This window comes from Kitasatospora sp. NPDC049285, from assembly GCF_040678815.1.
GTDB lineage: Bacteria > Actinomycetota > Actinomycetes > Streptomycetales > Streptomycetaceae > Kitasatospora.
In genome coordinates this window covers 22,197-47,214 of the sequence record NZ_JBFAQR010000015.1, presented here as the reverse complement: position 1 = coordinate 47,214, position 25,018 = coordinate 22,197, and the positions used below count along the sequence as shown (strand labels likewise).

General features: G+C 70.9%; 15 protein-coding genes and 1 pseudogene. 14 read left to right on the top strand and 2 right to left on the bottom strand.

Translation table 11 applies throughout. The features are described from left to right. Positions 1-23: 23 nt before the first annotated feature. The 9 genes from dpgB (at position 24) to AB0K51_RS12910 (ending at position 10,061) form a co-directional block, all read left to right on the top strand. Complete coding sequence (gene dpgB, locus AB0K51_RS12950) at positions 24-812, top strand: enoyl-CoA-hydratase DpgB (RefSeq protein WP_363453696.1); 789 nt, start codon at positions 24-26, stop codon at positions 810-812. Next, positions 809-2,128, top strand: coding sequence for a (3,5-dihydroxyphenyl)acetyl-CoA 1,2-dioxygenase DpgC (dpgC, locus tag AB0K51_RS12945; RefSeq protein WP_363453694.1), 1,320 nt, complete (start codon positions 809-811; stop codon positions 2,126-2,128). Before dpgB ends, dpgC begins: the two co-directional genes overlap by 4 nt. A 7-nt stretch (positions 2,129-2,135) precedes the next feature. Then, positions 2,136-3,428 carry a PLP-dependent aminotransferase family protein gene (locus AB0K51_RS12940; RefSeq protein WP_363453692.1) on the top strand — a complete coding sequence of 431 codons (1,293 nt, stop codon included), beginning with the start codon at positions 2,136-2,138 and terminating at the stop codon, positions 3,426-3,428. After that, a complete protein-coding gene (locus AB0K51_RS12935; protein WP_363453690.1) occupies positions 3,425-4,618 on the top strand; it encodes a cytochrome P450 in 1,194 nt (397 codons plus the stop codon). Before AB0K51_RS12940 ends, AB0K51_RS12935 begins: the two co-directional genes overlap by 4 nt. A 91-nt stretch (positions 4,619-4,709) precedes the next feature. Further along, the gene (locus AB0K51_RS12930; protein ID WP_363453688.1) at positions 4,710-5,471 is read left to right on the top strand and encodes a hypothetical protein; all 762 of its coding nucleotides are present in this window, start codon (positions 4,710-4,712) and stop codon (positions 5,469-5,471) included. Continuing rightward, positions 5,468-6,544, top strand: a complete 1,077-nt coding sequence (locus tag AB0K51_RS12925; protein WP_363453686.1) for an LLM class flavin-dependent oxidoreductase — start codon at positions 5,468-5,470, stop codon at positions 6,542-6,544. Before AB0K51_RS12930 ends, AB0K51_RS12925 begins: the two co-directional genes overlap by 4 nt. Continuing rightward, positions 6,537-7,448, top strand: a complete 912-nt coding sequence (locus AB0K51_RS12920; protein WP_363453684.1) for a 3-oxoacyl-[acyl-carrier-protein] synthase III C-terminal domain-containing protein — start codon at positions 6,537-6,539, stop codon at positions 7,446-7,448. The genes AB0K51_RS12925 and AB0K51_RS12920 overlap by 8 nt, the downstream gene beginning before the upstream one ends. Further along, entirely contained in the window at positions 7,441-8,232 is a 792-nt protein-coding gene (gene dpgD, locus AB0K51_RS12915; protein WP_363453682.1) for an enoyl-CoA-hydratase DpgD, read from the top strand. The genes AB0K51_RS12920 and dpgD overlap by 8 nt, the downstream gene beginning before the upstream one ends. Positions 8,233-8,321: 89 nt before the next feature. Continuing rightward, a complete protein-coding gene (locus AB0K51_RS12910; protein WP_363453680.1) occupies positions 8,322-10,061 on the top strand; it encodes a GNAT family N-acetyltransferase in 1,740 nt (579 codons plus the stop codon). A 78-nt stretch (positions 10,062-10,139) separates the two neighbouring features. Here AB0K51_RS12910 and AB0K51_RS12905 read toward each other — a convergent pair. Beyond that, positions 10,140-11,729 (bottom strand): annotated as a pseudogene (locus AB0K51_RS12905) (alpha-galactosidase); the annotation flags it as partial. Positions 11,730-12,414: 685 nt separating this feature from the next. Between AB0K51_RS12905 and AB0K51_RS12900 the strand changes: the two are divergent. Then, positions 12,415-13,965, top strand: a complete 1,551-nt coding sequence (locus AB0K51_RS12900; RefSeq protein ID WP_363453678.1) for an alpha-L-arabinofuranosidase B — start codon at positions 12,415-12,417, stop codon at positions 13,963-13,965. 94 nt (positions 13,966-14,059) lie between these two features. Beyond that, complete coding sequence (locus AB0K51_RS12895; protein ID WP_363453676.1) at positions 14,060-15,613, top strand: alpha-L-arabinofuranosidase B; 1,554 nt, start codon at positions 14,060-14,062, stop codon at positions 15,611-15,613. 131 nt (positions 15,614-15,744) lie between these two features. On the opposite strand, the gene AB0K51_RS12890 is transcribed toward AB0K51_RS12895, so the two are convergent. Then, a complete protein-coding gene (locus tag AB0K51_RS12890) occupies positions 15,745-16,452 on the bottom strand; it encodes a FadR/GntR family transcriptional regulator (RefSeq protein WP_363453674.1) in 708 nt (235 codons plus the stop codon). Between the two features lie 567 nt (positions 16,453-17,019). Between AB0K51_RS12890 and AB0K51_RS12885 the strand changes: the two genes are divergently transcribed. The 3 genes from AB0K51_RS12885 to AB0K51_RS12875 all read left to right on the top strand — a co-directional run bounded on the left by AB0K51_RS12885 (position 17,020) and on the right by AB0K51_RS12875 (position 24,920). Beyond that, positions 17,020-19,251, top strand: a complete 2,232-nt coding sequence (locus AB0K51_RS12885) for an alpha-L-fucosidase (RefSeq protein ID WP_363453672.1) — start codon at positions 17,020-17,022, stop codon at positions 19,249-19,251. Between the two features lie 206 nt (positions 19,252-19,457). Beyond that, positions 19,458-21,509 (top strand): family 43 glycosylhydrolase, encoded by a 2,052-nt coding sequence (locus AB0K51_RS12880; RefSeq protein ID WP_363453670.1) that lies wholly within the window; start codon positions 19,458-19,460, stop codon positions 21,507-21,509. Between the two features lie 309 nt (positions 21,510-21,818). After that, on the top strand, positions 21,819-24,920 hold the full coding sequence (locus AB0K51_RS12875; RefSeq protein WP_363453668.1) for an RICIN domain-containing protein: 3,102 nt from the start codon (positions 21,819-21,821) through the stop codon (positions 24,918-24,920). Positions 24,921-25,018: the final 98 nt, after the last annotated feature.

The window sequence follows — 25,018 nt, the reverse complement described above, 5'->3', positions numbered from 1 at the left end:
AAAAGCGCGAAGGAGCAGGTGTGATGACGGTGTATTCCGAACCGGTGCAGATCTCCGGGGGGCTCGCGGTCCGCGCGGACGTCGACGCCGCCCGGCCGCTGCCGGAACTGACGGCGGCGCTCGACGCCGCCTGCGAACAGGTGGAGAGCCGCGGCGAGCGGACCGTGCTCGTCCTCGGACTGGGCACCCTGCCGACCGCGGCCGCGCCCGCCGAACTGCCGGCCTGGCCCGGCCGGGTCGCGATCCGCGACGTCAACCGCTGGGAGCGCGCCCTGCGGCGCCTGGAGCGACTGGACGCCATGACCATCGCGGTGGCCCAGGGCGCCTGCGGCGGGCCGGCCCTGGAAGCCCTGCTCACCGCGGACTTCCGCATCGCCGGCGCCGACTTCCGGCTGCTGCTGCCGGTCAACGACGGACACGTCTGGCCCGGCATGGCCGTGCACCGCCTCACCCAGCAGCTCGGCGCGGCCAAGGCCCGCCAGATCGTGCTGTGGGGAGACGAGATCGCCGCCGGGCGCGCCCACGAACTGGGCCTGGTCGACCAGATCGCCGACGACCCCGGCGAGGCCCTGCACACCGCCGCGGTGCTGATGGGCCGGATCTCCGACCGCGAACTGGCGATCCGCCGCCGACTGCTGCTGGAAGCGGCCGCCACCCCGTACGAGGAGGCGCTCGGCGCCCATCTCGCCGCCTGTGACCGGGAGTTGCGCCGCCTCGCGGAGCTGCCCGTGGAGTCGGACGCTGAGTCTGACGCCGGGTCGGACGCCGAACCGGCGGCCGCCGCCGGCACCGAGCGGGGGGAGCGCGCATGAGCGAGCCGACCGCCTCCGCAGGCACCCTGGACGCGTTCGCCGCGCTGCTCGCCGACCGGTGCCGCGCCGTCGAGCACCTGCTCGCCGGACTGCCGCCCAAACCCGAACGCGACGCCGGACAGCAGCGGCTCGCCGCCGACGCCCTCGCCTCCGCCCGGGACATGCGGCGCGCCTTCATGGCACGCCACGCCGAAGCGGTCTACCGGGAGCTCACCGACGACCTGCGCCGCCCCCTGCGGCTCGGCCCGCTGGCCGAAGCCGCCGCCGAGCGGTTCCCCGGCCTGGTTCCCACCCCCGCGCAGCTCGAACGGGAGCGCGCCCGCCCACAGGCCGACAAGGACGGCCTGGAGAAGGACCAGGCGGTCTTCTTCGCCGCCCTGTTCCACACCCCCGCCGCCGGCGAGCACCTGATCGACGCGATGCTCGCCCCCGCGCCCGAGAGCCTCGCACAGCTTCCCGCGTTCCGCGCCACCGGACGCCTGCGGCTGCCGTCCGTGCTGCTGGAACGCCGGGGCTCCACCGCCGAGTTGACCCTCGACAACCAGCACTGCCTGAACGCCGAGGACAACCGGCTGGTGGCCGACATGGAGACCGCCGTGGACCTGGTCGCGCTGGACGACCAGGTACGCGTCGGGGTGATCCGCGGCGCCGTCATGAGCCACCCCCGCTACCTCGGCAGGCGGGTCTTCAGCGCCGGGATCAACCTCGCCGACCTGCGCGACGGCGCTCTCTCCTACGTCGACTTCCTACTCGGCCGGGAACTGGGCTGCGTCGGCAAGCTGGTCCACGGCGTGGTCCTCGACCCCACCCGCCGGTCCCGCTACGAGCGGGCCGCTCACAAGCCGTGGCTGGCCGCCGTCGACACCTTCGCCATCGGCGGCGGCACCCAGATCCTGCTCGCCTGCGACCGGGTGATCGCCGCCCAGGACGCCTACTTCAGCCTGCCCGCCGCGCACGAGGGCATCGTGCCCGGACTCGCCAACCTGCGCCTCGGCCGGCTCACCGGTGCCCGGCTGGCCCGCCGGATCGTGCTGGGCGGCCACGTCGTCCACGCGGGGGACCCGGAAGCGGCGCTGCTGTGCGACGAGGTGGTCCCGCCCGAAGAGATGGACACCGCGATCGAACGCGCGGCCGCCGACCTGGCCGCGCCCGCCGTCGCCGCCAACCGCTTCATGCTCAACCTCGCCGACGAGCCGATCGACCAACTGCGCCGCTACCTGGCCGAGTTCGCGATCGTCCAGGCCGAGCGGCTCTACAGCGCCGACGTGCTGGACAAGGTCGAGCGACGCTGGGCCCGCTCCCGGGCCGGGCGGTGACGGCGCGATGCTCCCACTGACCCGCGAGGACCTGCACCCCTCCCTCGCCGACCCGGCGCTGGCGACGATCGGCTTCCTCAACGAGGTGATGAGCCGTCACCCCGAGGCGATCTCCCTCGCCCCCGGCGCGCCGCACCCGTCGTTCATCCGGCAGGCCGACGGCCGGCGCGCCGTGGAACGCTACCTCGACCACCTGGCCGACACCGAGGGTCTGGGCCGCGACCGGGCGCAGCTCCTGCTGCACGAGTACGGGCCGAGCCGCGGCCTGATCAACGGCCTGATCGCCACGGCGCTCCACCACGACCTCGGCATCGAGGTCCCGGCCCGCGCCGTGGTCGTCACGGTCGGCGCGCAGGAGGCGATGCTGCTCACCCTGCGGGCGCTGTTCCGCTCGCCGGACGACGTGCTGGCCGTCACCGACCCGTGCTTCCCCGGCGTCATCGGCGCCGCCCGGCTGCTCGACATCCCGCTGGTGCCCGTCCCCGACGACGGCGACGGGCTGGACCTCGACCGGCTGGAGGACGCCTGCGCGGCGGCCCGCCGGGCGGGCCGCCGCATCCGGCTCTGCTACGTGGCCCCGGACTTCGCCAATCCCAGCGGCAGCCGGATGGACCTGGCCGCCCGCCACCGGCTGCTCGACCTCGCCGACCGCGAGGACCTGCTGCTGATGGAGGACGGCGTGTACGGGTTCACCGCCCCGCCCGCGCAGGAACTGCCCACCCTGCTCAGCCTGGACCGCGGCCACCGGGTGGTCCACGTCGGCAGCTTCGCCAAGATCTGCTTCCCCGGCGCCCGGGTCGGCTTCGCCGTCGCCCCCCAGCCGGTGACCCGCGCCGACGGCAACGGCCTGCTCGCCGACGAACTCGCCGCCGTCAAGAGCATGGTGACCGTCAACACCTCGCCGTGGAGCCAGGCCCTGGTCGGCGGCATGCTCCTCGAACACGGCGGCTCGCTGAGGGCGCTGGGCCAGGCCAAGTCCGAGCTGTACCGGCGCAACCTGGACCTGCTGTGCGACGCGCTGGAGCGCCACCTCGGCGCCGACCCGCCCGCCGGAGTGGCCTGGAACCGGCCCGAGGGCGGCTTCTTCGTCCGGATGACCCTGCCGGTGCCCGCCGACGCGGCCCTGCTGGAGGTCTCCGCCGCCGAGTACGGCGTGCTGTGGACCCCGATGACGGGCTTCCGGCTCGGCGACGCCGGCGCGCACGCGCTCCGGCTGTCCTGCAGCTACCTCGACCCCGAGCAGATCGAGACCGGCGTGCGCCGCCTCGCCCGCTTCCTGCACGCCGAGGTGGCCCGGTGAACGGCGCCGAGACCACCCTGCCCACCCGGCGCGAAGGCTTCTTCGACCCGCCGCCCGAACTCGGCCGGCTCGGCGAACAGGCTCCGCTGCACCGCCTGCGCTACCCGGACGGACACCTCGGCTGGCTGGTCACCGGCCACGCCCTGGCGCGCACGGTGCTGGCCGACCCGCGGTTCAGCGCCCGCTCCGAGCTGAAGCGCGCCCCGGTCGCCCGACCCGGCACCGACCCGTTCTACGGCCGCGCCGCCCTGCCCGGCTGGCTGGTCGACATGGACCCGCCCGACCACACCCGGATCCGCCGGCTGCTCACCCCCGAGTTCACCGCGCACCGGATGAAACGGCTGGCGCCCCGGATCACGCAGATCGTCGACGAGCGACTGACCGTGATGGAGCGTCAGGGGCGCGGCGCCGACCTGGTGGCGGAGTTCGCCCTGCCCGTGCCGTCCCTGGTGATCTGCGAACTGCTCGGCGTCCCCGCCGCGATGCGCGACCGGTTCCAGCACGAGAGCAACCGGCTGTTCCGGCTGGAGAGTTCCGCCGACGAGGCCAGCGAGGCGATGGACTGGCTGGACGGCTTCCTGCGCGAACTCGCCGAGCACCGCAGGACCAGCCCGGCGGACGACCTGCTCAGCCGGCTCGCCGCGGACGGCACCCTGAGCACCGACGAGATCGCCGGCACCGGCGTGCTGCTGCTCACCGCGGGCCACGAGACCACCGCCGGGTCGCTCAGCCTCGGCACCTTCGCCCTGCTGAGCCACCCCGACCAGCTCGCCGCGCTGCGCGCCGACCCCGCACTGGCCGACAACGCCGTCGAGGAACTGCTGCGCTACCTCACCATCTTCCACTTCGGGGTGCCGCGCACCCCGCTGGAGGACGTCGAGCTGGCCGGCCGGCTGCTGCGGGCCGGCGAGTCGGTGACGGTGTCGCTGTCCGCGGCCAACCGCGACCCCGAGGCGTTCCCCGACCCCGACCGGCTGCGCCTGGACCGCCGAACCGCCGCGCACATGGCCTTCGGCCACGGCATCCACCAGTGCATCGGCCAGAACCTGGCCCGCACCGAGATGCGGATCGGCTTCCCGGCGCTGCTGCGCCGCTTCCCCGGCCTACGGCTGGCCGTACCCCCGGAAGCGGTCCCGCTCAACCACGACATGGGCTTCTACGGGGTGCACCGACTACCCGTCACCTGGTGACCGGCCGTCGACTCCCCGGCGCACCCGACGCGACCCTCCGATCCCCGGCGCACCCGACGCGACCCTTTGACCAGACAAGGCGGGACCAGCTTTGATCGACGACGCATTCAACGCCGCAGTGAGCACCCTGTCGGTGCCCGAGATGTGCACCGACAGCACCGCCCCGCTGCTCTACTGGCTGATCCGCACCACCCGGCCGCAGACCGTGCTCGAAGTCGGCATGGGCTACACCACCCCGTTCCTGGCCAAGGCGCTCAAGGACAACGCCGACGCGGTCGAGCTCGAACGCTCCCGGCTCGGCGACCCGCAGGCGAGCGAACTCCAGCCGCTCGCCCACCCCGCCTACTACGACCAGCCCTACCGGCCGCGGCTGATCTGCATCGACCGGATGACCGACCCCACCTCCTCGGCGCCGCGCGCCCTCAAGGTGCTCGACGAACTCGGGCTGACCGATGTCTGCACCGTCCTGGAGGGCGAGATGGCCGACCTGGCCGACGACGTCCGGGACCAGTTCGGCCTGATCGACTTCGCCTGGATCGACACCTGGGACACCCTGGGATTCGTCCGCCGCTACTGGCAGCTGATCAACCCCGCCGGCGGCATGCTCGCCGTGCACTACCTGATGACCTATCCGCAGGGCCGGGCCGTCCTGCACTACCTGGAGTCGCTCGCCGGGCCGGACGGCGGACGGCTGGAGATCACCAACCTGCGCGAGCCGCACCGCACCGGCCAGAACAGCACCACCCTGATCCGGCGGGTCCGCGACTACGTCGACCCCGAGGACCTGCGCCCGCAGGGCACCGCCCACGACCCGGCCGGCGTCCTCGGCCTGACCGACGGAGCCCCGCAGTGACCGCGCCCCCCGCCGCCCCCGAACTGCAGGTCTACTCGGTCACCCCCGAGTCGACCAGCCCCCGGCAGGAGTTCCGGGAGGACTTCCGCACCCGGCTCGCCGCCACCGCCGCCGCCTCCGAACAGGCCGGCTGGGCGGGCATCCTGGTGCCGCACAACCTGCACGAGGTGGACCCGTGGATCGTCGCCGCCCACCTCGGCTCGGTCACCAGCTCGCTCGTCCCGCTGCTCGCCCTGCAGCCGGCCTGCACCCCGCCGCACACCGCCGCGGCCTGCGCGGCGGCCTACGCGATGCTGTACGGCCGCCCGCTGCACTTCAACCTGGTGACCGGCGCGCGCGGCGACGAGATGAACCGGATCGGCGACGAGCTGACACACGATCAGCGCTACCAGCGGCTGCTCCGGTACGCGCTGGTCCTCAAGGCGCTGCTGCGCGGCGAGAGCGTCGACGAGGACAGCGAGTACTACCGCTACCGGGGCCTGCGGCTGGAACCGCGGCCCGAGGTCCTGGAGCAGTGCAGGTTCTTCGTGGCCGGCTCGTCCCCTGCCAGCCTGGCGGTGGCCCGCGAGGTCGCCGACGTGGTGGTGACCCACCCGGTGCCCTACCCGCAGTGGCGGCAGGACTTCCTCGACCCGCTCCGGGACAGCGGCTACACCGGCGAGGTCGGCATCCGGATCGGCGTGCTGGCCCGCGAGGACCCGGCCGAGGCCTGGCGGGAGGCCCACCGGCGCTTCCCCGAGACCTGGACCGGCCGGCAGGAGACGCTGCTGAAGACCCGCTCGCAGAACGCCTGGTCGCGCGAGCTCGCCGTACGGGCGGTCGACGACGAGGCGGCGGCCGCCGCAGACCCCTACTGGCTCGGCGCCTTCCGCAGCGGGCTGGCCAGCGCGCCGTTCCTGGTCGGCGGCTACCAGGAAGTGGCCGAGCGGCTCGGCGAGTACACCGCCGCCGGGGCCGGCCACATCCTGCTCAACGGCGGGACGGACGACGACTTCCCGCACGTCCGCCGGGCCCTGCCGACCGGCGCGGGGCCCGCTGTCGCCGAGCCCCGGCGAGGCGGTGCCCGTGCGTAGCGTCCACCTGTCGGGCATCGGCCACGTGCACGGCGAGCCGCACCAGCTGTCCGAGCTGCGGGCGGAGCTGGGTGACGCCCTGGCACCGATGGCCGAGGACATCGCCTCGTACCGCGCGAGCACCGCCGAGATCTGGGAGCTGGCGGCCGAGGCGGCGGCCCAGAGCCTCGCCGGGTACGACGCCGACCCCGACGCCCTGCTGTACGTCAGCCAGAACGAGCCCGACTCGGCCGGGGCGCTGGCCCTGCTCGCGGACCGGCTCGGGCTGCGCTCCTGTGCCTCGCTCGCGCTGTCCGGCCAGGACTGCGGGAACTTCGGGCCCGCGCTGCAACTCGCCCGCGACCTGGTCCGGTCCGGCAGCCGGGAGCGGGTCCTGCTGGTCCTGGCGGACCGCGCCCGTTCGCCGCGGGACCGACTCATGGGCAGCGGGATGTCGATCTTCAGCGACGGCGCGGCGGCCTGCCTGGTCACCACCGAGCAGGCGCGCGCGGCCGGCCCGGGCTTCGCGGTCGAGCACATCGCCGGCCGGACCGAGGTCCGGCTCGCCGAACCGGCCGTGCCCGGCGAGGCGCTGCTGACGACGGTCCGGCTGGCCCGCGACACCACCGCGGAGATCCTGGCCGCGACCGGCCGGCCGCGCGAGGACGTCCGCCACGTCCTGTTCGCCAACTACCGCCTGGCGTCGCAGAAGTTCCTGTGCACCGCGATGGGCTTCCCGCACGAGCAGATCACCACGGGCGCGGTCGCCGAGCTGGCGCACTGCTTCTCCGCCGACGTGCCGGTCACCCTGACGCAGCGTCGGGCCGACGGCACCCTCGCCCCCGGCGACCTGCTGCTGGCCTCGGCCAGCGGTCCGTACTCGTGGAGCACCGTGGCGCTGACCGTGGAGGAGGACCGTGGATAAGGTCCGCTACCGGCGCGAGGGCCACGTGGCCTGGGTGACCCTGAACCGGCCCGAGGTGCTCAACGCCATGGACACCGGGATGCACCAGGAGCTGGCCGCGGTGTGGGACGAGGCCGAGGCCGACGACGCGGTGTGGCTGGTGGTGGTCACCGGCGCCGGGGACCGGGCCTTCTCCGTGGGCCAGGACCTCAAGGAGCGCGCCCGGCTCACCGCGGACGGTGCCCCGCCCACCACCTTCGGCAGCCGCGGCCAGCCGGGCTGGCCCCGGCTGACCGAGCGGTTCGGCTTCTCCAAGCCCCTGCTCGCCCGGGTCCAGGGCTACGCCCTCGGCGGCGGCTTCGAGCTGGCGCTGGCCTGCGACCTCATCGTGGCCGCCGAGGACGCGGTGTTCGCGCTGCCGGAGGCCCAGTTGGGCCTGGTGCCCGGTGCGGGCGGCGCGTTCCGGCTGGCCCGCCAGCTGCCGGTGCGCACCGCCCTCGGCTACCTGCTCACCGGCCGCCGGATCGGCGCCGCGCGCGCCGCCGAACTGGGCCTGGTGAACGAGGTGGTGCCCGCGGAGCGGCTCGACGAGTGCGTGGAGCAGTGGGTGGCCGACCTGTTGCGCTCGGCACCGCTGTCGGTGCGCGCGATCAAGGAGTCGGTGACCCGCTCGCTCGACCTGTCCCTCGAGCAGTCCTTCGCCACCCGCTACCACTGGGAGGAACGCCGACTGGCCGGCGAGGACGCGGCCGAGGGCCCGAGGGCCTTCGTCGAACGCCGCCCGCCACGCTGGACCGGCCGGTGACTGGCCGGTGACCGGCCGGTCCGGCGCGGCGGGTGACGGCCCGTCAGCCGGTCGGCACCTGGAGGCGGGTCCAACCGGAGGAGTCGGGGATGCCGTCCGCGCCAGAGCCGGTGAATCCCGGCGCGCCCCGGCTACCCGGGCGTGCCCACCGCGGAGCGCAGGCAGCCGGCACGGCGTCACGGCGGTCCTTCAGCGTTACCCGTGGTGTCGCTTGCGGCGCCTCACCGTGGAGGTCGACGGCCTCACCATCCGCTATGGCCGGCGATCCGCGCCCGTCGATCAGGTCCGCCGCGCGAGTAGCCCCTCACGAGCCGCGCGCGCTTCCGAGTGCTCCCAGGGAAACGGGGTTCGGACGCCGCCCGCGTGCTGCGAGTCGGCGCGGGTGGGCGCGGACCACCGAGGGACGTGGCGGATGGGTGCTTCGGTGCGGCGGCGCCGTGCCGCCCGTGCGCGGACAATGGTCTCAGCGATCGTGTAGACCGTGGGTGGCGATTTCGCTGGTACCCGGTCGACGGGTGCGCCGACTGGAGGCGGACGAGGAGGCAGCCGTGTCGGTGTGGCATCTGCGGGATTTCCACGAGGACGATCTGGATCAGGCGATACAGCTGTGGGACCAGAGCCGTCAGGCGGGCCTGTCCCTTCCCGTCTTCCCGGTGTCCGAGATCGTGGCGACGGCCCGTGCCGACCAGCCGGCCGTGGTGGCGCTGGTCGGGGAGGAGTTGGTCGGGACGGCGGTCGCCCGGGCTGAGGGCGAGCGTGGGTGGATCCTGATCCTGGCCCTCTCGGGTGTGTGGCGTAATCGGGGCCTGGGCAGCGCGCTGATCGCGGGGATCGAGCAGCGCCTGCGAGCCAGGGGCGTGCGACGGATCGGCGCGGTCCTCGCTTCGGGAGCGGCTGGCACGACCGCCCTGCAGAACTCGGGCTATCGCCAGACAGGCGACCTGGCGTACTTCGAGAAGGTCGAACACCTGGGGGCGGGAGACGCGGGGCTGCTTGCGCAGCTCGGCGGTCGGGTGCTGCCGCGCGGCCTGTGGGAGCAGCTGTCCGGGATGCGGGAGGCCAAGGAGTCCATCGAGAAGCGCATCGTGCTGCCGCTCGCGGAACCGGAGACGGCGGAGCGCTACGGCGTTCGGCCGCCGAAGGCCGTCATCCTGTTCGGTCCGCCCGGGACCGGGAAGACCAGCTTCGCCAAGGCAGTCGCCTCGCGCCTCGGCTGGCCGTTCGTGGAACTGTTCCCCTCACGTCTGGCAGCCTCCGCCGACGGGGCACTGGCCGCCGCGCTCCGCGACGCGTTCGCGGACCTGGCAGAGCTGGACAGCGTGCTGCTGTTCATCGACGAGGTCGAGGAGGTCGCCGCCGCCCGCACGGGCACCACGGTCGCCCCGGGGCACGGCGTCACCAACGAACTCCTCAAGCTCATCCCCGCTTTCCGCGAATTCGACAACCGCCTGCTCATCTGCGCCACCAACTCCCTGCGCACCTTGGACCCGGCTTTCCTGCGCCCCGGCCGATTCGACTACGTCATTCCGGTGGGCCCGCCCGACCCGGTCGCGCGCGAGGAGATCTGGCGCCGCTACCTCGGCGCCGCTGCGGAGAAGGTCGACATCGACGGGTTGGTCGCCGCGAGCGAGATGTTCACGCCGGCGGACATCGAGTACGCCGCGCGCAAGGGCGCCCAGCGGGCGTTCGAGCAGGAGATCGCCCACCGTGCGGGAATCCCTGCGGGCACGGAGGACTTCCGCGCGGCGATCGCCGACACCCGGCCCACCCTCACCGCACAGGCCCTGGCCAGCTTCGAAGAGGACATCCAGCACCACGTCCGCCTCTGAGCGCCCGCCCGACGACGTGCACGCCGAAGCCCTGACGCACCGAACCGCGCGGTGAGCGGCGCGGGGTGATGGGCTGTTGAAGGTCAGCGTGTTGGCGGAGCCCTTTGCCAGCGGCACCTCGACGGAGACGGTGCCGGAGGTGCTCCAGGAGCCGGTCGGCGGGAAGGAGACCGTGGTGGCGGTCTGCCCGTTGACCTGCAGCTGGGCCCGGCGCGGCCGGCTGTCGCCGTTGACGTAGGCGATGTCGACGACCTTGACGCCGGTGCTGCCGGCGGCGACGCCGTTGAACCGCATGGTGTTGGCGGCGCCGTTGCCGACGTTGCCGACCTTGGTGCCACCGGAGCAGGTGGCACAGGCCGCGTTGGTCGCCGATCCGGCCTTGGTGTTGGCGGTGGACTCGGCCTCGTAGGTGGTGCCTGCCGCCTCGGTGCCGCTGACGGTGAGCAGCACCGCGTCCGTGGCGGGGACGCTGGTGGTGAAGCCGGTACCGAAGCCGCCCAGGTCCGTCTGCGTCCACACGTCGTGGACGGTGGCGGACGCGCCGGTCAGGCCCAGGTCCGACCAGCGGACGGTGATGTTCTGGGTGCTGGAGGTGCGGTTGAGGAGGACGACGGCGCGCTTGCCGCTGCCGGAGAGCACCTTGCCGTACACCTGAAGGCCCCGGGCGTCCTCGGCGACCTCGACACCCTGCAGGCCGCGCGGATCCTGGTCGACGGCGATGACCTCGGGGTTCTTCAGGATTCCGGCCGTCTCGGCGGTCATCGTCGCCAGGTCGTTGCCGGCCAGCAACGGTGCACCGGAGACCGCCCACAGGCCCATGTGAGCGCGGTTCTGGGCGGCGGTGAAGCCGGTCATCCCGACCATCAGCATGTCCGGGTCGTTGTAGTACCCGGTGTGCTGCGCCGAGGGGTGCAGGGTCTGGTCGAAGTTGGACAGCATCCTGGACCAGGACGGCGAGTTGCCGAAGAAGACGATGTCATCGCTGGTCCGCCAGATCTCGGCCATGCCGGCGCCCCAGTTCCACGGGTTCTGCCTGCCCCAGTTGCAGATGGACAGCGTCAGGGGGCGGCCCGTGGTGGCCGCTGCCTGTGCGGCAGCGTCGCTGATGGCCTGGTAGGTGCTCTTGGCGTCGAGCTTCTCGGCGTCGCCGCCGCACCAGTCGACCTTGACGAAGTCGAAGCCCCAGTTGGAGAACTGCAGCATGTCCTGCGCGTAGTGGCCCTCGCTGCCGGTCCCGGGCGCCGCCGGACGGCCCGTCGGGAAGTAGAACCCGCAGCCGTCCCTGCCCGCGTCGGTGTAGATGCCGGCCTTGAGGCCCTTGCTGTGGATGTAGTCGGCGACGGCGCGCATTCCGCCGGGCCACTCACCGGTGTCGACAGTGATGTTGCCCGCACTGTCGCGGGTGCCCTGCCACCAACCCTCGTCGATGTTGATGTTCGTGTATCCGGCGGCCGGCAGGCCGGCTGCCACGAGGGCGTCCGTCTGCGACTTGATCACGTTGAAGTCGATCTTGGCGGCGAAGCTGTTCCACGACGCCCAGCCCATCGGCGCCGCGGGTACGGGCACCTGGTTCGACGTCACCGCGGTCGGTTCGGTGCGGGCGAGATCGGTCGCCGGCCTGTGCTGAACCCCGACGAGCGCGGCGACTGCGGCCGTCGCGAGCACCACGGCCTGGACAAGGGCACTTCGAAGAGGGCGTCGTCGGGCTACCGAACGTTGCTGGGACACAGGGGAACCTCCGACCCAAGGCTGTTAGCGTTAACAATTCTTGCCCTGCGGCGAGTGGGCGGCGCGGCGGACATCACTCTGGGGCCACTGCGGCGTTAGGTCAAGGTTTCCGGCACGTAAAGCGTGACCGGTCGCAAAAATCTTCACGGGCGAGTCCGTCTCCGGGAACTGACGGAACGCCAGGTGCGGCTCGGCCGGCGGCCCGCGTCCCGGACGTCGCCCACCGGTTCCACACGTACGTCGCGGCTCTCGTCCGGCGGCGTCGAGCCCATCCGCCGCGTGCTCGCCGAGCACGGCTGCAGCATCGCCCCCTCCACCTGCTGCGCCTTCAACAACCGTCCCGTTTCTGCCCGTTCGGTCGGTGAGTGCCCAGGCCGCAATCGACCGGCCCGCACGGGGTGCGCCGGCCGGCGGGCGAGCCCGAACCGGACGAGCTGGTCGTCCCCGCCGTCAACGCTCCGTCGTGCGCGACATCTTGACGGTGCTTCGACAGATGGTCATATTGATGGGCGTTGCGGCGCGGCGTGGTGACCGTTCCTACCCTGCGCGCTGCCCGGGCCAAAATTGTTAGCGCTAACAATCATGGGCCGACGTGTTCCCACCCCACCCGCGAAGGAGTCCATCCATGACCACGCGATCCTTGCTGCGCCGCGCCCGGCGGGCGCTGTCGGCGGCGGGGACGACCGCCGTCCTGGTAGCCGGCCTGCTCGTCGGCGCGGCGACCGCCTCGCAGGCGGCCACCCAGGGGCCGTGCGACCTCTACGCGGCGGGCGGCACGCCGTGCGTCGCGGCGCACAGCACCACTCGTGCGCTGTTCGCCTCCTACAACGGTCCGCTGTACCAGGTGCAGCGGACCTCGGACAGCGCGATGCGGGACGTCGGAGTGCTGTCCGCCGGAGGCATCGCAGACGCCGGGGCGCAGGACTCCTTCTGTGCGGGCACCACCTGCACCATCACCCGGGTCTACGACCAGACCGGCGGCGGCAACACCCTGGTCTATCAGGGCCCCGGCGGGACCGGCGGCGCCGACACGGCGGCCACCGCGAACACCGAGGCGCTGAGCGTGGGCGGCCGGAAGGCGTACGCCCTCTACATCAACCCCGGCAACAGCTACTTCGCCTACAACTCCACCGGGGGCGTACCCACGGGCAGCGCGCCCGAGGGCGAGTACATGGTCACCAGCGGCACCCACGTCAACAAGGGCTGCTGCTTCGACTACGGCAACACGGAGATCGACCACCACGCCGACGGCAACGGCGCCATGGACGCGATCAACTTCGGCACGGAGTGCTGGTTCGGCGGCTGCAGCGGGACCGGGCCGTGGGTACAGGCGGACCTGGAGAACGGCCTGTTCTCCGGTGGCAGCAAGTCGTGGAACCCCAACCAGGTCTCCGAGGCCAGCCGCTTCGTCACCGCGATGCTCAAGAACGACGGCACCACCCAGATGGCGCTGCAGGGTGCCAACGCCCAGTCCGGGAGCCTGACCCAGCTCTACAGCGGCGCGCTGCCCGCCGGGTGGAGCCCGATGCACAAGCAGGGCGCCGTCATCCTCGGCAGCGGCGGCGACTGCTGCCAGACGAACCGCAACGCGAGCGCCGGCACCTTCTACGAAGGCGCGATCGTCAAGGGCTACCCCTCCGACGCCACCGACGCCGCGGTCCAGGCCAACATCGCCGCGGCCGGCTACAGCACCACCACCCCCTTCACCCCGGGCGCGAAGGTGTCCCTGCAGGCCACCACCTCCTGCTGCACCGGCGACTACCTGAAGCACGACACGGCCGACGACCACGTGGTGATCGCGCCGGTGACCTCCGGCAGCTCCGCCGCCGACAAGGGCAGCGCCACCTGGATCGTCCGGTCCGGCCTGGCCGATGCCAGCTGCGTCTCCTTCGAGTCGGCCGACACACCCGGCAGCTACCTCAGGCACTACGCGTTCCAGCTCCACCTCCAGCCCAACGCCGGCACCAGCCAGTTCGCCGCCGACGCCACCTTCTGCGTGAAGCCCGGGAACAGCGGCGCGGGCTACTCCCTGCAGTCCTCCAACTTCCCGGCCAAGTACGTCCGCCACTACGCCTTCGCCGGCTACCTCGCGAGCAACGGCGGTACCAACGCCTGGGACAACCCGTCGTCATGGGCCCAGGACACCAGCTGGCTCGCCGCCGTCGCCTGGAGCTGACGAGCGGCAGCCCGTGCCGGGCCCGGCATCGACGACGGACAGAGCCGAGCCGGACCCGCTCACCCCTCACCCCCACCCCGTGAAGGAGTTCTTCGTGTTCAAACCCTCGATCCGCAAGGTCAGGCGGGCCCTCCTCGCCACCGGCGCGGCCGCCGCGCTCGCCGTCGGCCTGCTGACCGCCACGGCCGGGACCTCGCAGGCGGCCACCCAGGGCCCGTGCGACATCTACGCCGGCGGCGGCACGCCGTGCGTCGCGGCGCACAGCACCACCCGGGCGCTGTACGGGACGTACAACGGCCCGCTGTACCAGGTCAAGCGCGCCTCCGACGGCGCGACCAGGGACATCGGCCTGCTGAGCGCCGGCGGCTACGCCGACGCCGCCGCACAGGACTCCTTCTGTGCCGGCACCAGCTGCGTCATCACCGTTCTCTACGACCAGTCCGGCAAGGGCAACCACCTCACCCAGGCGCCCGCCGGCGGCGCGGCCGCCGGGCCGGACAACCTCGCCAACGCCTTCGAGGCGCCCGTCACCGTCGGCGGCCACAAGGCTTACGGCGTCTACGTCGCCCCCGGGACCGGCTACCGGAACAACACCACCAACGGCATCGCCGTCGGCGACCAGCCCGAGGGCATGTACGCCATCTTCGACGGCACGCACTTCAACAACGGCTGCTGCTTCGACTACGGCAACGCCGAGACCAACAGCAAGGACACCGGCAACGGGCACATGGAGGCCCTCTACTTCGGCAACAACAAGGCCTGGGGCTCGGGCAGCGGCAACGGCCCCTGGGTGATGGCCGACCTGGAGAACGGCCTGTTCTCCGGGGTCAACCGCGGATTCAACGCCAACGACCCCAGCGTCAACAACCGGTTCCTGACCGCCATGCTCAAGGGGGGCCCGAACCAGTGGGCCCTGCGCGGCGGTGACGCCCAGTCCGGCGGCCTGTCCACCTTCTACAACGGCGTGCGCCCCAGTGCCTCGGGCTACAACCCGATGAGCAAGGAAGGCGCGATCATCCTCGGCATCGGCGGTGACAACAGCAAGTGGGCCCAAGGCACCTTCTACGAAGGGGTCATGACCCAGGGTTACCCGTCGGACGCCACCGAGAACGCGGTCCAGGCCAACATCACCGCCGCCGGCTACAACAGCGGCTCGACCGGCACCGGCACGCTGACCCCCGGCTCCCGGATCTCCCTGCAGGCCACCACCGCGCCCTGCTGCACCTCGCACTACCTCCGCCACGACGACGCCGACACCAAGGTCGTCATCTCCAGCACCAACGCCGCCAGCTCGGCCACCGACAAGGCCGACGCCACCTGGATCGTCCGGGCCGGCCTGGCCAACAGCTCCTGCGTGTCCTTCGAGTCCGCCAACAGCCCCGGCCAGTTCCTGCGCCACTACAACTACCAGCTCAATCTGAACACCGACAGCGGCGCGGCCGCCTTCGCCCAGGACGCCACCTTCTGCCCCACCGCGGGCAACAGTGGGACCGGCACCTCCTTCCAGTCCGTCAACTTCCCGACGAAGTACCTCCGCCACTACAACTACACCGCCTACATCGCCAGTAACGGCGGCTCCAACGCCTGGGACAGCACCACCAGTTGGGCCGCCGACACCAGCTGGCTGGTCGCCCAGCCCTGGGGCTGAGCCACCGGCCCACCCGCCCGCCCCGGGCGGGCGCGCCACCACTGCTCCAGCGGTGGCGCGCCCGGCGGCTGTCCCGTCGGACGCCTACCGAGACCACCTGCGTCGAGGCCGGGCCGACACCCCGCGGCGCTTCATGCCCACGGGAGGGACTCTCCCGAACGCAGGTGCTCGCTCAGCCACAGCGCGGTGTTGCTGACGTGCATCAGGGCGGCGGCCCGGCTGAGCGATGCGTCGCGGATCGACAGCGCCCGGAAGATCGCCTCGTGCTCGGCGACGGTCCGGCCCGAGGCATGGGTGTCGACCAGGCCGCGCCAGGTGCGGGCGCGCAGCGTACGCCCGGAGATGCCCTCCAGTAGCGTGAGCAGCGTCTCGTTGCCGGTCGCCGCGATGACGGCGCGGTGGAACGCGGCGTCGTGGGCGTTGAGCAGCTCCACGTCGTCGCGGGCCTCGCGCATGGCCTCCAGGTGCCGCTCGACCTCGGCCAGCTGCGCGTCGGAGATCCGGGTGGCGGCCAGCGCGGTGGCGGCCGGTTCCAGGAGCCGCCGTACCTCGATGAGGTCCTGAACCGCGGCTGAATCGCCCTGCAGCAGCTCCACCGCGCCGCCGAGCCCCTCCAGGAGGAGGCTCGGCTGCAGGCTGGTCACGTAGGTGCCGTCGCCCCGTCGGACCTCCAGGACGCGGGCGACCGCCAACGCCTTCACGGCCTCCCGGGCGAGGTTGCGGGAGAGGCCGAGCTGAGCGGCCAACTCCTGCTCCGGCGGGAGCTTCGAGCCCGGTGGCAGCGCTCCGCTGCGGATCAGCTCCCGGATCTGCGCGATGGCCTTGTCCGTCAGAGACACCGCGCACTCCGTCCGGGTCCGTTCGCGAAAGGCACGTCCGACCGGTTCCGAAGTCGCCATGCCGAGGCTGAGGTTGATGATACTGGGACGGTTGCCCGCCGGACGGTTCGTCAGTGGTGCGAGGTGGTCGCGGCCGCGCGCACGTCGCCGCGGGCCGTCCAGACCGGGCCGTCGGGTCGACGAAGTGCTCGTGCGGATGGTCGACGTACTCGATGACCCGGTCCTCGGCGGTGCCGGAGACGGCGACGTTGTCCGGTGGTGAAGGCGAGCGCACGGCCCTCCGGCCCGTCGTCGGCGTCGGTGCGCAGCACCACGGAATCGATCCCATCAATCGGACGGACAGGCCACAGACATGTGATGTCTCGGGTCGAAAGAACCGGTCTAAAGCTCTCATATGCGGACAACTGATCGTCCAGAAACGCGTTTTCATCCCAGCACACCCGTTGACACCGGGGCGTCACATGGACGAGTTTCTTGCGTAACCGCCGGTGCTCCAGGCGGTGCACGCCGTACGTCCCCGGTCTACCTTGCCCTTCTCTCTCCCGACCCCACTGCAGGGATGTCCTCATGGCGAATTCTCTGAACCGACGTCAGTTCCTGTCCGTCGCCGCAGGTGTAGCTGCGGCAGCCATCGCCGGCGGCGGCCTCGGGGCCGGCATCGCACAGGCGGCACCTAGCACCTACACGCCCGACTGGACCTCGGTCGACCAGCACCCGGCGGCTCCGGAGTGGTTCCAGGACGCGAAGTTCGGGATCTACTTCCACTGGGGGGTCTTCAGCGTTCCCGCGTACGAGAGCGAGTGGTACCCGCGGAACATGTACAAGGCCGGCAGCGTGGCCAACCAGCACCACATCGCCACCTACGGCCAGCCGTCAGCCTGGCCCTACCACAACTTCATCAACGGAGCGCGGGACCTCGCGGGCAACTTCGTGCAGTTCGCGCCGAAGCTGAAGTCGGCCGGCGGGAACTTCGACCCCGACGAGTGGGCGCAGCTGTTCCGCGACGCCGGCGCCAAGTACGCCGGACCGGTCGCCGAGCATCACGACGGCTTCTCCATGTGGGACAGCCAGGTCAACGAGTGGAACTCGGTCGCCAAGGGCCCGAAGCTGAACCTGCTGCAGCTGTTCTCCACGGCGATCCGCGCCAAGAACCTCAAGCTGCTGGTGGCCATGCACCACGCTTTCAACTTCAACGGCTTCTACGAGAGCGCCCCCGCCCAGACGGACCCGAGCCTCAAGAAGCTCTACGGGCAGCTGGGTTCGGCCGCGGAGAACCAGCTCTGGTACGACAAGCTGAAGGAGGTCGTCGACCGCGCCCAGCCGGACATCCTCTGGCAGGACTTCGACCTGAACAAGGTCGACGAGACACAGCGTCTGAACTTCCTGTCGTACTACTACAACCAGGCCAACTCCTGGGGCCGCGAGGTCATCGCCACCTACAAGGACGGCTTCGACAACAAGGGCGAGGTCTTCGACTACGAGCGCGGCGGCCCGGCGGACCTCACCACCCCCTACTGGCTGACCGACGACAGCATCTCCAGCAGCAGCTGGTGCTACACGCAGGGCATCGGCTACTACAGCATCCAGCAGATGCTGCACTCGTTCATCGACCGGGTCAGCAAGAACGGCAACGTTCTGCTGAACATCGCGCCGATGGCCGACGGCACCATCCCCCAGGGGCAGAAGGACGTCCTGCTCGGCATCGGCGACCACCTGAAGCGCTTCGGCGAGTCGATCTACTCGACCCGCGCCTGGACGGTCTACGGCGAGGGCCCGACGAGGATGGGTGGTGGCTCCTTCACCAACCCGACGGCGGGCACGCCGCAGGACATCCGCTTCACCCGGAACAAGGACAACAACGTCCTGTACGCCACCGTCCTGGGCTGGCCCGGCAGTTCACTCACGATCAAGACCCTCAGCTCGGACCGGATCACCCTCTCGTCGCTGACCTCGGTGAAGCTGCTCGGATCCACCGCCGGCGCCACCATCGACCTGGCCGCACCGGTGCAGAGCACCTCCGGCCTCACGGTCACGCTGCCCTCCTCCGCGCCGTACAGCGCCAACGCGTACGTCCTGAAGCTCTCCTTCTCGGGCGCCATCCCGGACCTGCTGCCGCCGGCCGGCGCCGTCGCCTACAAGGACGTCAACTACACCGGCACCTCCGCCGCGCTGACCGTGGGCGAGTACACCGCGGCCGACCTGACCGCGGCCGGTGTGGGCGCGGCCGCCATCTCCTCCCTCCGTACGTCCCCCGGCTTCCAGGTCATCGGCTACTCGGCGGACAACTTCACCGGCACCGCCTGGACCTTCACCGCCGACAACCCCGACCTCAGGGCCACCGGCAACAACGACCAGATCGCCTCGCTGAAGGTCCAGTTCAACCCGGCGACGTACTTCCGGCTCACCAACGTCACCGACGGCCTGGCCCTGGACAGCGGCGGCAACGTCGCCTCCGGGTCCAACCTCAAGCAGTGGACCTGGAACGGCAGCACCAACCTCCAGTGGCAGGCGCTCGACGTGGGCGGCGGCTACTACAAGCTGGTCAACCGCACCAACGGCATGGTCGCCGACGGCTGGGGCGCCACCACCGCCGGCTCCGCCGCCCAGCAGGCGCCGTGGAACGGCGGCACCAACCAGCAGTGGAAGATCACCCCCCGTGGGGCCAACAGCTACTCGATCGCCAACCGCACCACCGGACTGGTCCTCGACGGCGGCGGCAGCGTCTCGTCGGGCTCCGTCACCAAGCAGTGGACCTACAACAGCAGCTCCAACCTGCTGTGGACCTTCACGGCGGTGTAGCGATCCGGGACACCGGCTTGCCCGACGTGAGGTCGTCGTCATCGATCGGTGGGCGCCGGAGGCGGCGAGCGGACGCGGAAAGTCGTTCCCCCGGACGGTCCCGACCGGCCGCTGCCCGACCGTTCGGGCACCACGTCATGTTCGCTCGAAGAAACCTGCCGGCGCCTCTGACGACCGGCGGGTTTCCCCTGACCAAGGACGGACTCATGGACATCACCAGACGTCAGCTCGGCCGGTTCGCGGCGGTCGGCACGGGGGCGCTCCTGCTGCCGGGACTGCTGCCACCGGGCCGGGCCGCAGCGGCCGCGCCCCCGGCGGGGACGTGGGGCGACCAGGGCGACGGCACCTACGCCAACCCGGTCCTCCCGGGCGACTTCAGTGACTGGGACTGCATCCGGGTCGGCGCCGACTACTACGGCATCACCAGCACCTTCGGGTACTCGCCCGGCGTGGCGGTCCTGCACTCGACGGACCTGGTCAACTGGCGGACGCTCGGCGGCGTCGTCGACGACGTCACCGCCATCGGACCGCTGCTGAACTGGGACCGAATGGGACGCTTCGGCCGCGGCGTGTGGGCCGGGTCCATCCGCTACCACGCGGGGCGGTACTGGGTGTACTTCAACACCCCCGACGAGGGCTTCTTCATGTCCTCGGCCCCCTCGCCGGCCGGGCCGTGGGACCCGCTGACGGCGGTGTGGCGGACCTCCGGCTGGGACGACCCGTGCCCGTTCTGGGACGACGACGGCCAGGGCTACCTGGTCACCACGCACTACTCGGACGGCTACAAGATCCACCTGTTCAAGCTGTCCGACGACGGCAAGTCACTGGTCGGCCCGTCCACGGTGATCCACCAGTCGCCGGGCAGCGAGGCCAACAAGCTCTACAAGATCAACGGGCTCTACTACCACCTGTACAGCGAGGTGAAGCCCGAGGGCCGGGTGCTCATGATGAACCGCGGTACCAGCCTCACCGGCCCGTTCGAGACCAAGCAACTGGAGCACGTCAACGCCGCGGTGGACCGCGAGCCCAACCAGGGCGGACTGGTGCAGGCTCCGGACGGCACCTGGTACTTCGTGACCCATCACGGCCACGGCGACTGGGAGGGGCGGCCGCTGTCCCTGCTGCCGGTGACCTGGGTGGACGGCTGGCCGATCCTGGGCCAGGTGGGTGCGGACGGCATCGGCACCATGGTGTGGACGGGCCAGGTGCCCGCCGGCGGCACGCCCGGCCTGCCCCTCGACGCGCTGCCCCCCGTGGTCACCAGCGACCTGTTCACCGACACTCGCATCAAGCCGCAGTGGGAGTGGTACTACCAGCCGCGCGCGGACCACTGGTCGCTGACCGAACGCCCCGGCTACCTGCGGCTGAAGGCGTTCGCACCGCTGGCGGCCGACAACCTGACCAAGGTGGGCAACACCCTCACGCAACGCGTGCTGCGCGCGGCCGGCGGCGCGACGGTGACCGTCCGCATCGAACTGGACGGCCTCGCCGACGGCCAGTTCGCCGGGCTGTGCCACTACGCGGCCACCTACGCGGGGTTGGGCGTCCGGTGCTCCGGGACCACCACCACGATCTCGCAGAACGTCAACGGCACCCTCACCGACGGTCCGGTGCTCACGCAGAACGCCGTGTGGCTGCGCACCACCTGGGACGTGAACGGGGTCAGCCGGTTCTCCTACAGCCTCGACGGGACCACCTTCGCCTCGTTCGGCGCGACCTACCAGCTCACCTGGGGCGGTTACCGCGGCGACCGGGTCGGCCTCTACACCTACAACCCGGACGGCACCGGCTATGTCGACTTCGACTCGGTGCAGTACGCCCTCGGGGCCGCCAAGGCGTACAAGATCGTCAGCGTGCGCAGCGGCAAGGTCGCCGACGTGGGCGGCGCCTCGAAGGCGGACGGCGCGGGCCTGGTCCAGTGGACCGACAAGGGCGTGCCCAACCAGCAGTGGACCTTCCAGTCCACGGCGGACGGCTACCACACCATCACGTGCGTCAACAGCGGCAAGGTCCTCGACGTGGCGGGCTCCTCGACGGCGGACGGCGCACGGGTCGTGCAGGCCACCGCCGACGGCCGGGCGAGCCAGCAGTGGCAGCTGCGCCCGCAGACCGGCGGCCAGTTCGCCCTGGTCAACCGCAACAGCGGCAAGGTGCTCGATGTCAGCGGGGGCGGTACGGCCGACGGCGCCGCGCTGATCCAGTACTCCGACCGGGGCAGTACCAACCAGCGGTGGACCTTCCAGCGCGTCACCGGCTAGCGGTGGTCTGACGCTCCCGTACCGGCCCCGCTGCCCCGACGGGCAGCGGGGCCGACTCGTTCGCGCGCCAGAAATGAGTAGTACTCATTAGTGGTGAGATTGCATGTCAATAACCCTGAGGATTGAAGGGGCCTATGGGAAGTTACCGGACATAATTCCATCCAGGAGAGTATCGATGCACTGCTTTGTCGAAATGAAGCCTGTGTAAACCCTTGACGTGGCTGGCGATAGGGCGGCTAATTTCACACGGAAGTCACCGAGCCGCGATGAGCGTCTGCTCGACCGTCCGAGCCACCAGGATGGATCAGGATGAAACCCCTCACCTCCGTCGTCCGCAAGGCGCCAGTGGCGCTTGCGGCGGCCGTCTCCGCCACGTTGCTGGCCTCCCTCGCCACGCCGCCCGCGGCCGCGGCCGCGACCCAGGCGACGTACTACGTCGCCCCCGGCGGTGACGACGCCAACCCCGGCACGATCACGGCGCCGTTCAAGACCCTCCAGCACGCGCGGGACGTCGTGCGCACGGTCGACAGCAACATGACCGGGGACATCAACGTCTTTCTCCGGGGCGGCACTTACCCGGTGAGCAGCACCGTCGACTTCACCTCGGCGGACTCCGGCACGAACGGGCACCGTGTCGTCTATGCCGCCTTCCCGAGCGAGAAGCCGGTCCTGGACGCAGGTGTCCAGGTGACCGGCTGGACGCAGCACAGCGGGAACATCTGGAAGGCCACGCTCAACCGGGACGACAAGCTCCGCGCGCTCTACGTCAACGACAAGCGCGCTCAGATGGCGTCGAAGACGATCAACTCGGCCGGATGCTACGGGACTTACAGCGTCACGGCGGGCCAGGCTCCCTGGGCCTGGGAGTCGGGTTCGCAGTGCGACGGCGCCAAGTACAGCCTCTCCGACCTGCCGGCCATCGCCTCCAACCAGGACGACGTCGAGATCAAGTCGATGAGCACCTGGAACACGGCCATCGTGGGCGTCCGTCAGATCACCACGAGCTCGGACGGCGCCAACCGCGTGGCCCTGTTCCAGCAACCCGGCGCGGCCATCGCCCAGGGATCGGCGTACGCCAAGTTCGCCGCCGGCAGCGGCAGCCACACGATCATGAACGCGTACGAGTTCCTGGACCAGCCGGGCGAGTTCTACTTCGACAAGAGCACCCACACGCTGTACTACGACAAGTCCAGCTCCGATGACATGACGACGGCTCAGGTCTTCGCGCCGAACAACGTGTCCACCATCCTGGACATCGGCGGCACGTCCACGACCGACCACGCGAGGAACATCACGTTCTCCGGGCTCACGATCGAGCACTCCGACTGGAACCTGGTCAACGTCGCGGGCTCCGTCTTCCGGCAGGGCCAGCAGGGCAACGCCAGCACGAACGTGTACGCGAAGCAGAACTTCCACGCGTACACCTACCGCAACGTCGACCTGCCGCCCGCGGCCGTCCAGATCGAGAACGCCGACGGGATCGTCCTGCAGGGCAACACGGTGCAGCACACCGGCGCCGACGGAATCACCCTGGCCAACGACGTGACGGACACGCAGTTGACCGGCAACGTCACGAACGACATCGCCGGGTCCGCCCTCACCGTGGGACACCCCCAGCACGTGTACATCGGGGACCACACCTCGACCAACCACGAGAAGTACCCGGTGAACGTCGAGGGCCTCTGCAAGAACATCACCGTCACGGACAACTACCTCTACGACAGCGCGGTGCTGTTCGAGGGGTCCAGCCCGGTGTCGGCGTACTTCGTCGATTCCCTTTCCGTGCAGCACAACCGGATCGAGAAGTCCCCGTGGGCGGGCATCACGCTCGGCTGGGGCTGGTGGAACTTCGACGGCTCGACGAACTCCATCAATCCCGGGAACCCGACCACCACGGCCAAGAACAACACCATCAAGTACAACGAGATCTTCGACACGATGCAGGTGCTCGGCGACTCCGCTCCCATCTACACGCTGGGCAGCCAGCCGGGAACGGAGATCAGCAACAACTACATCAAGGGCGTCCCGGCCGGCCACAAGTACGGCCTGCACCCCGACGAAGGCTCCGCCTTCATCAACGAGCACGACAACGTGCTCGACGTCGACCCGGGCGTGTACTTCGCCATCAACTCCGGCACCTGGGGCCGGCAGCACGACCTGACGCTCACCAACAACTACGGCACCGTCAACAAGATCGCCGGCAGGAGCATCCCGAACAGCACGGTCACGGACGTGCGGGGCTACGGGGACAACGTGTGGCCGTCGCAGGCGTACGGCATCGCCCTGAACGCGGGTCTGGAGGAGGCCTACAAGAACCTCCTTCCCGCCGCGGTCACGGCTGCGCAGGACTACGCGCTGTCCGCGAGCACCTTCGCCGGCACGGGCGTGATGACCATCCCGGTGCGCAGCCCCAAGGACGCGACGAAGACGCTGTGGCTGGCTCCCGCCGGTACGACGACGTTCGCCGCCGGTCCCACCATGACCAGCGCGAGCGGCACCTCGACGAGCATCAGCGTCCCGCAGGCGGCGGGTGACTACCGCCTCTACGTCGTGGACGCCCAGGGGAAGGCGTCCCCCGCGTCGAAGGCCCTCGTACGGCAGCGCTGGAACCACGTCGACGACAAGGCCGCGGGTGTGACCTACTCAGGGACCTGGTCGAACTGGAACGACACGAAGGACATGAACGGGTCCGAGAAGTTCACGAGCACCGCGGGCAACTACGCCGAGTTCTCGTTCACCGGCTCGGGCGTGCGGTACCTCGGCATGACGCAGCCGAACATGGGCAAGGTGGACGTCTACCTCGACGGCACCCTGACCAAGGCGGGCGTCGACGCCTACGCCCCGACGGTGACGAAGCAGGTGCCGCTGTTCGAGAAGACGGACCTGGCCGCGGGCCCGCACACGATCCGGGTGGTGTGCACCGGGACGAAGAACACGGCCGCCTCCAACACCGTCTGCGCGGTGGACGCGTTCGCCTCCATCCAGTTCCCCACGGCGGGCGCCAACTACAAGCTGGTCAACAAGAGCAGCAACAAGGCCATCGACGTGTCCGGCGGATCGCTGTCCGCCGGAGCCAACGTCATCCAGTGGACCGACTCCGGAGCGGGGAACCAGAACTGGCGCTTCGTCCCGGTGGGTGACGGCAGTTACAAGGTCGTCAGCCGCAACAGTGCCCTTGTCATGGACGTCAGCGGTGCTTCCACCGCGGACGGCGCGTTCATCGTCCAGTCGGCCGACACCAATGCCGCGGACCAGCACTGGACACTGGTCGCCGCCGGAACCGGCTACTACAAGCTCAAGAACGTGAACAGCGGCAAGGCGGTCGACGTGTCCTCGGGAGGCACGCAACTCGTTCAGACGGCGGACACGAACGCCGACAGCCAGTCGTGGAAGGTGGTCAACGTGGAGTGACCCGGTCCGTGAAGGAGGCGGTCCCCTCCCACTTCGCCTGCACCAGCTCGCCCTGGGCGCGCTCACGTAGGACCTCGATCGGCCGGGCCGGCGCCGCC

What these genes read in the sequence shown, in the direction of transcription:
- dpgB (WP_363453696.1), top strand. Translation starts at nt 24, where the DNA reads ATGACGGTGTATTCCGAACCGGTGCAGATCTCCGGGGGGCTCGCGGTC.
- dpgC (WP_363453694.1), top strand. Translation starts at nt 809, where the DNA reads ATGAGCGAGCCGACCGCCTCCGCAGGCACCCTGGACGCGTTCGCCGCG.
- AB0K51_RS12940 (WP_363453692.1), top strand. Translation starts at nt 2,136, where the DNA reads ATGCTCCCACTGACCCGCGAGGACCTGCACCCCTCCCTCGCCGACCCG.
- AB0K51_RS12910 (WP_363453680.1), top strand. Translation starts at nt 8,322, where the DNA reads ATGCCGTCCGCGCCAGAGCCGGTGAATCCCGGCGCGCCCCGGCTACCC.
- AB0K51_RS12900 (WP_363453678.1), top strand. Translation starts at nt 12,415, where the DNA reads ATGACCACGCGATCCTTGCTGCGCCGCGCCCGGCGGGCGCTGTCGGCG.
- AB0K51_RS12885 (WP_363453672.1), top strand. Translation starts at nt 17,020, where the DNA reads ATGGCGAATTCTCTGAACCGACGTCAGTTCCTGTCCGTCGCCGCAGGT.
- AB0K51_RS12880 (WP_363453670.1), top strand. Translation starts at nt 19,458, where the DNA reads ATGGACATCACCAGACGTCAGCTCGGCCGGTTCGCGGCGGTCGGCACG.
- AB0K51_RS12875 (WP_363453668.1), top strand. Translation starts at nt 21,819, where the DNA reads ATGAAACCCCTCACCTCCGTCGTCCGCAAGGCGCCAGTGGCGCTTGCG.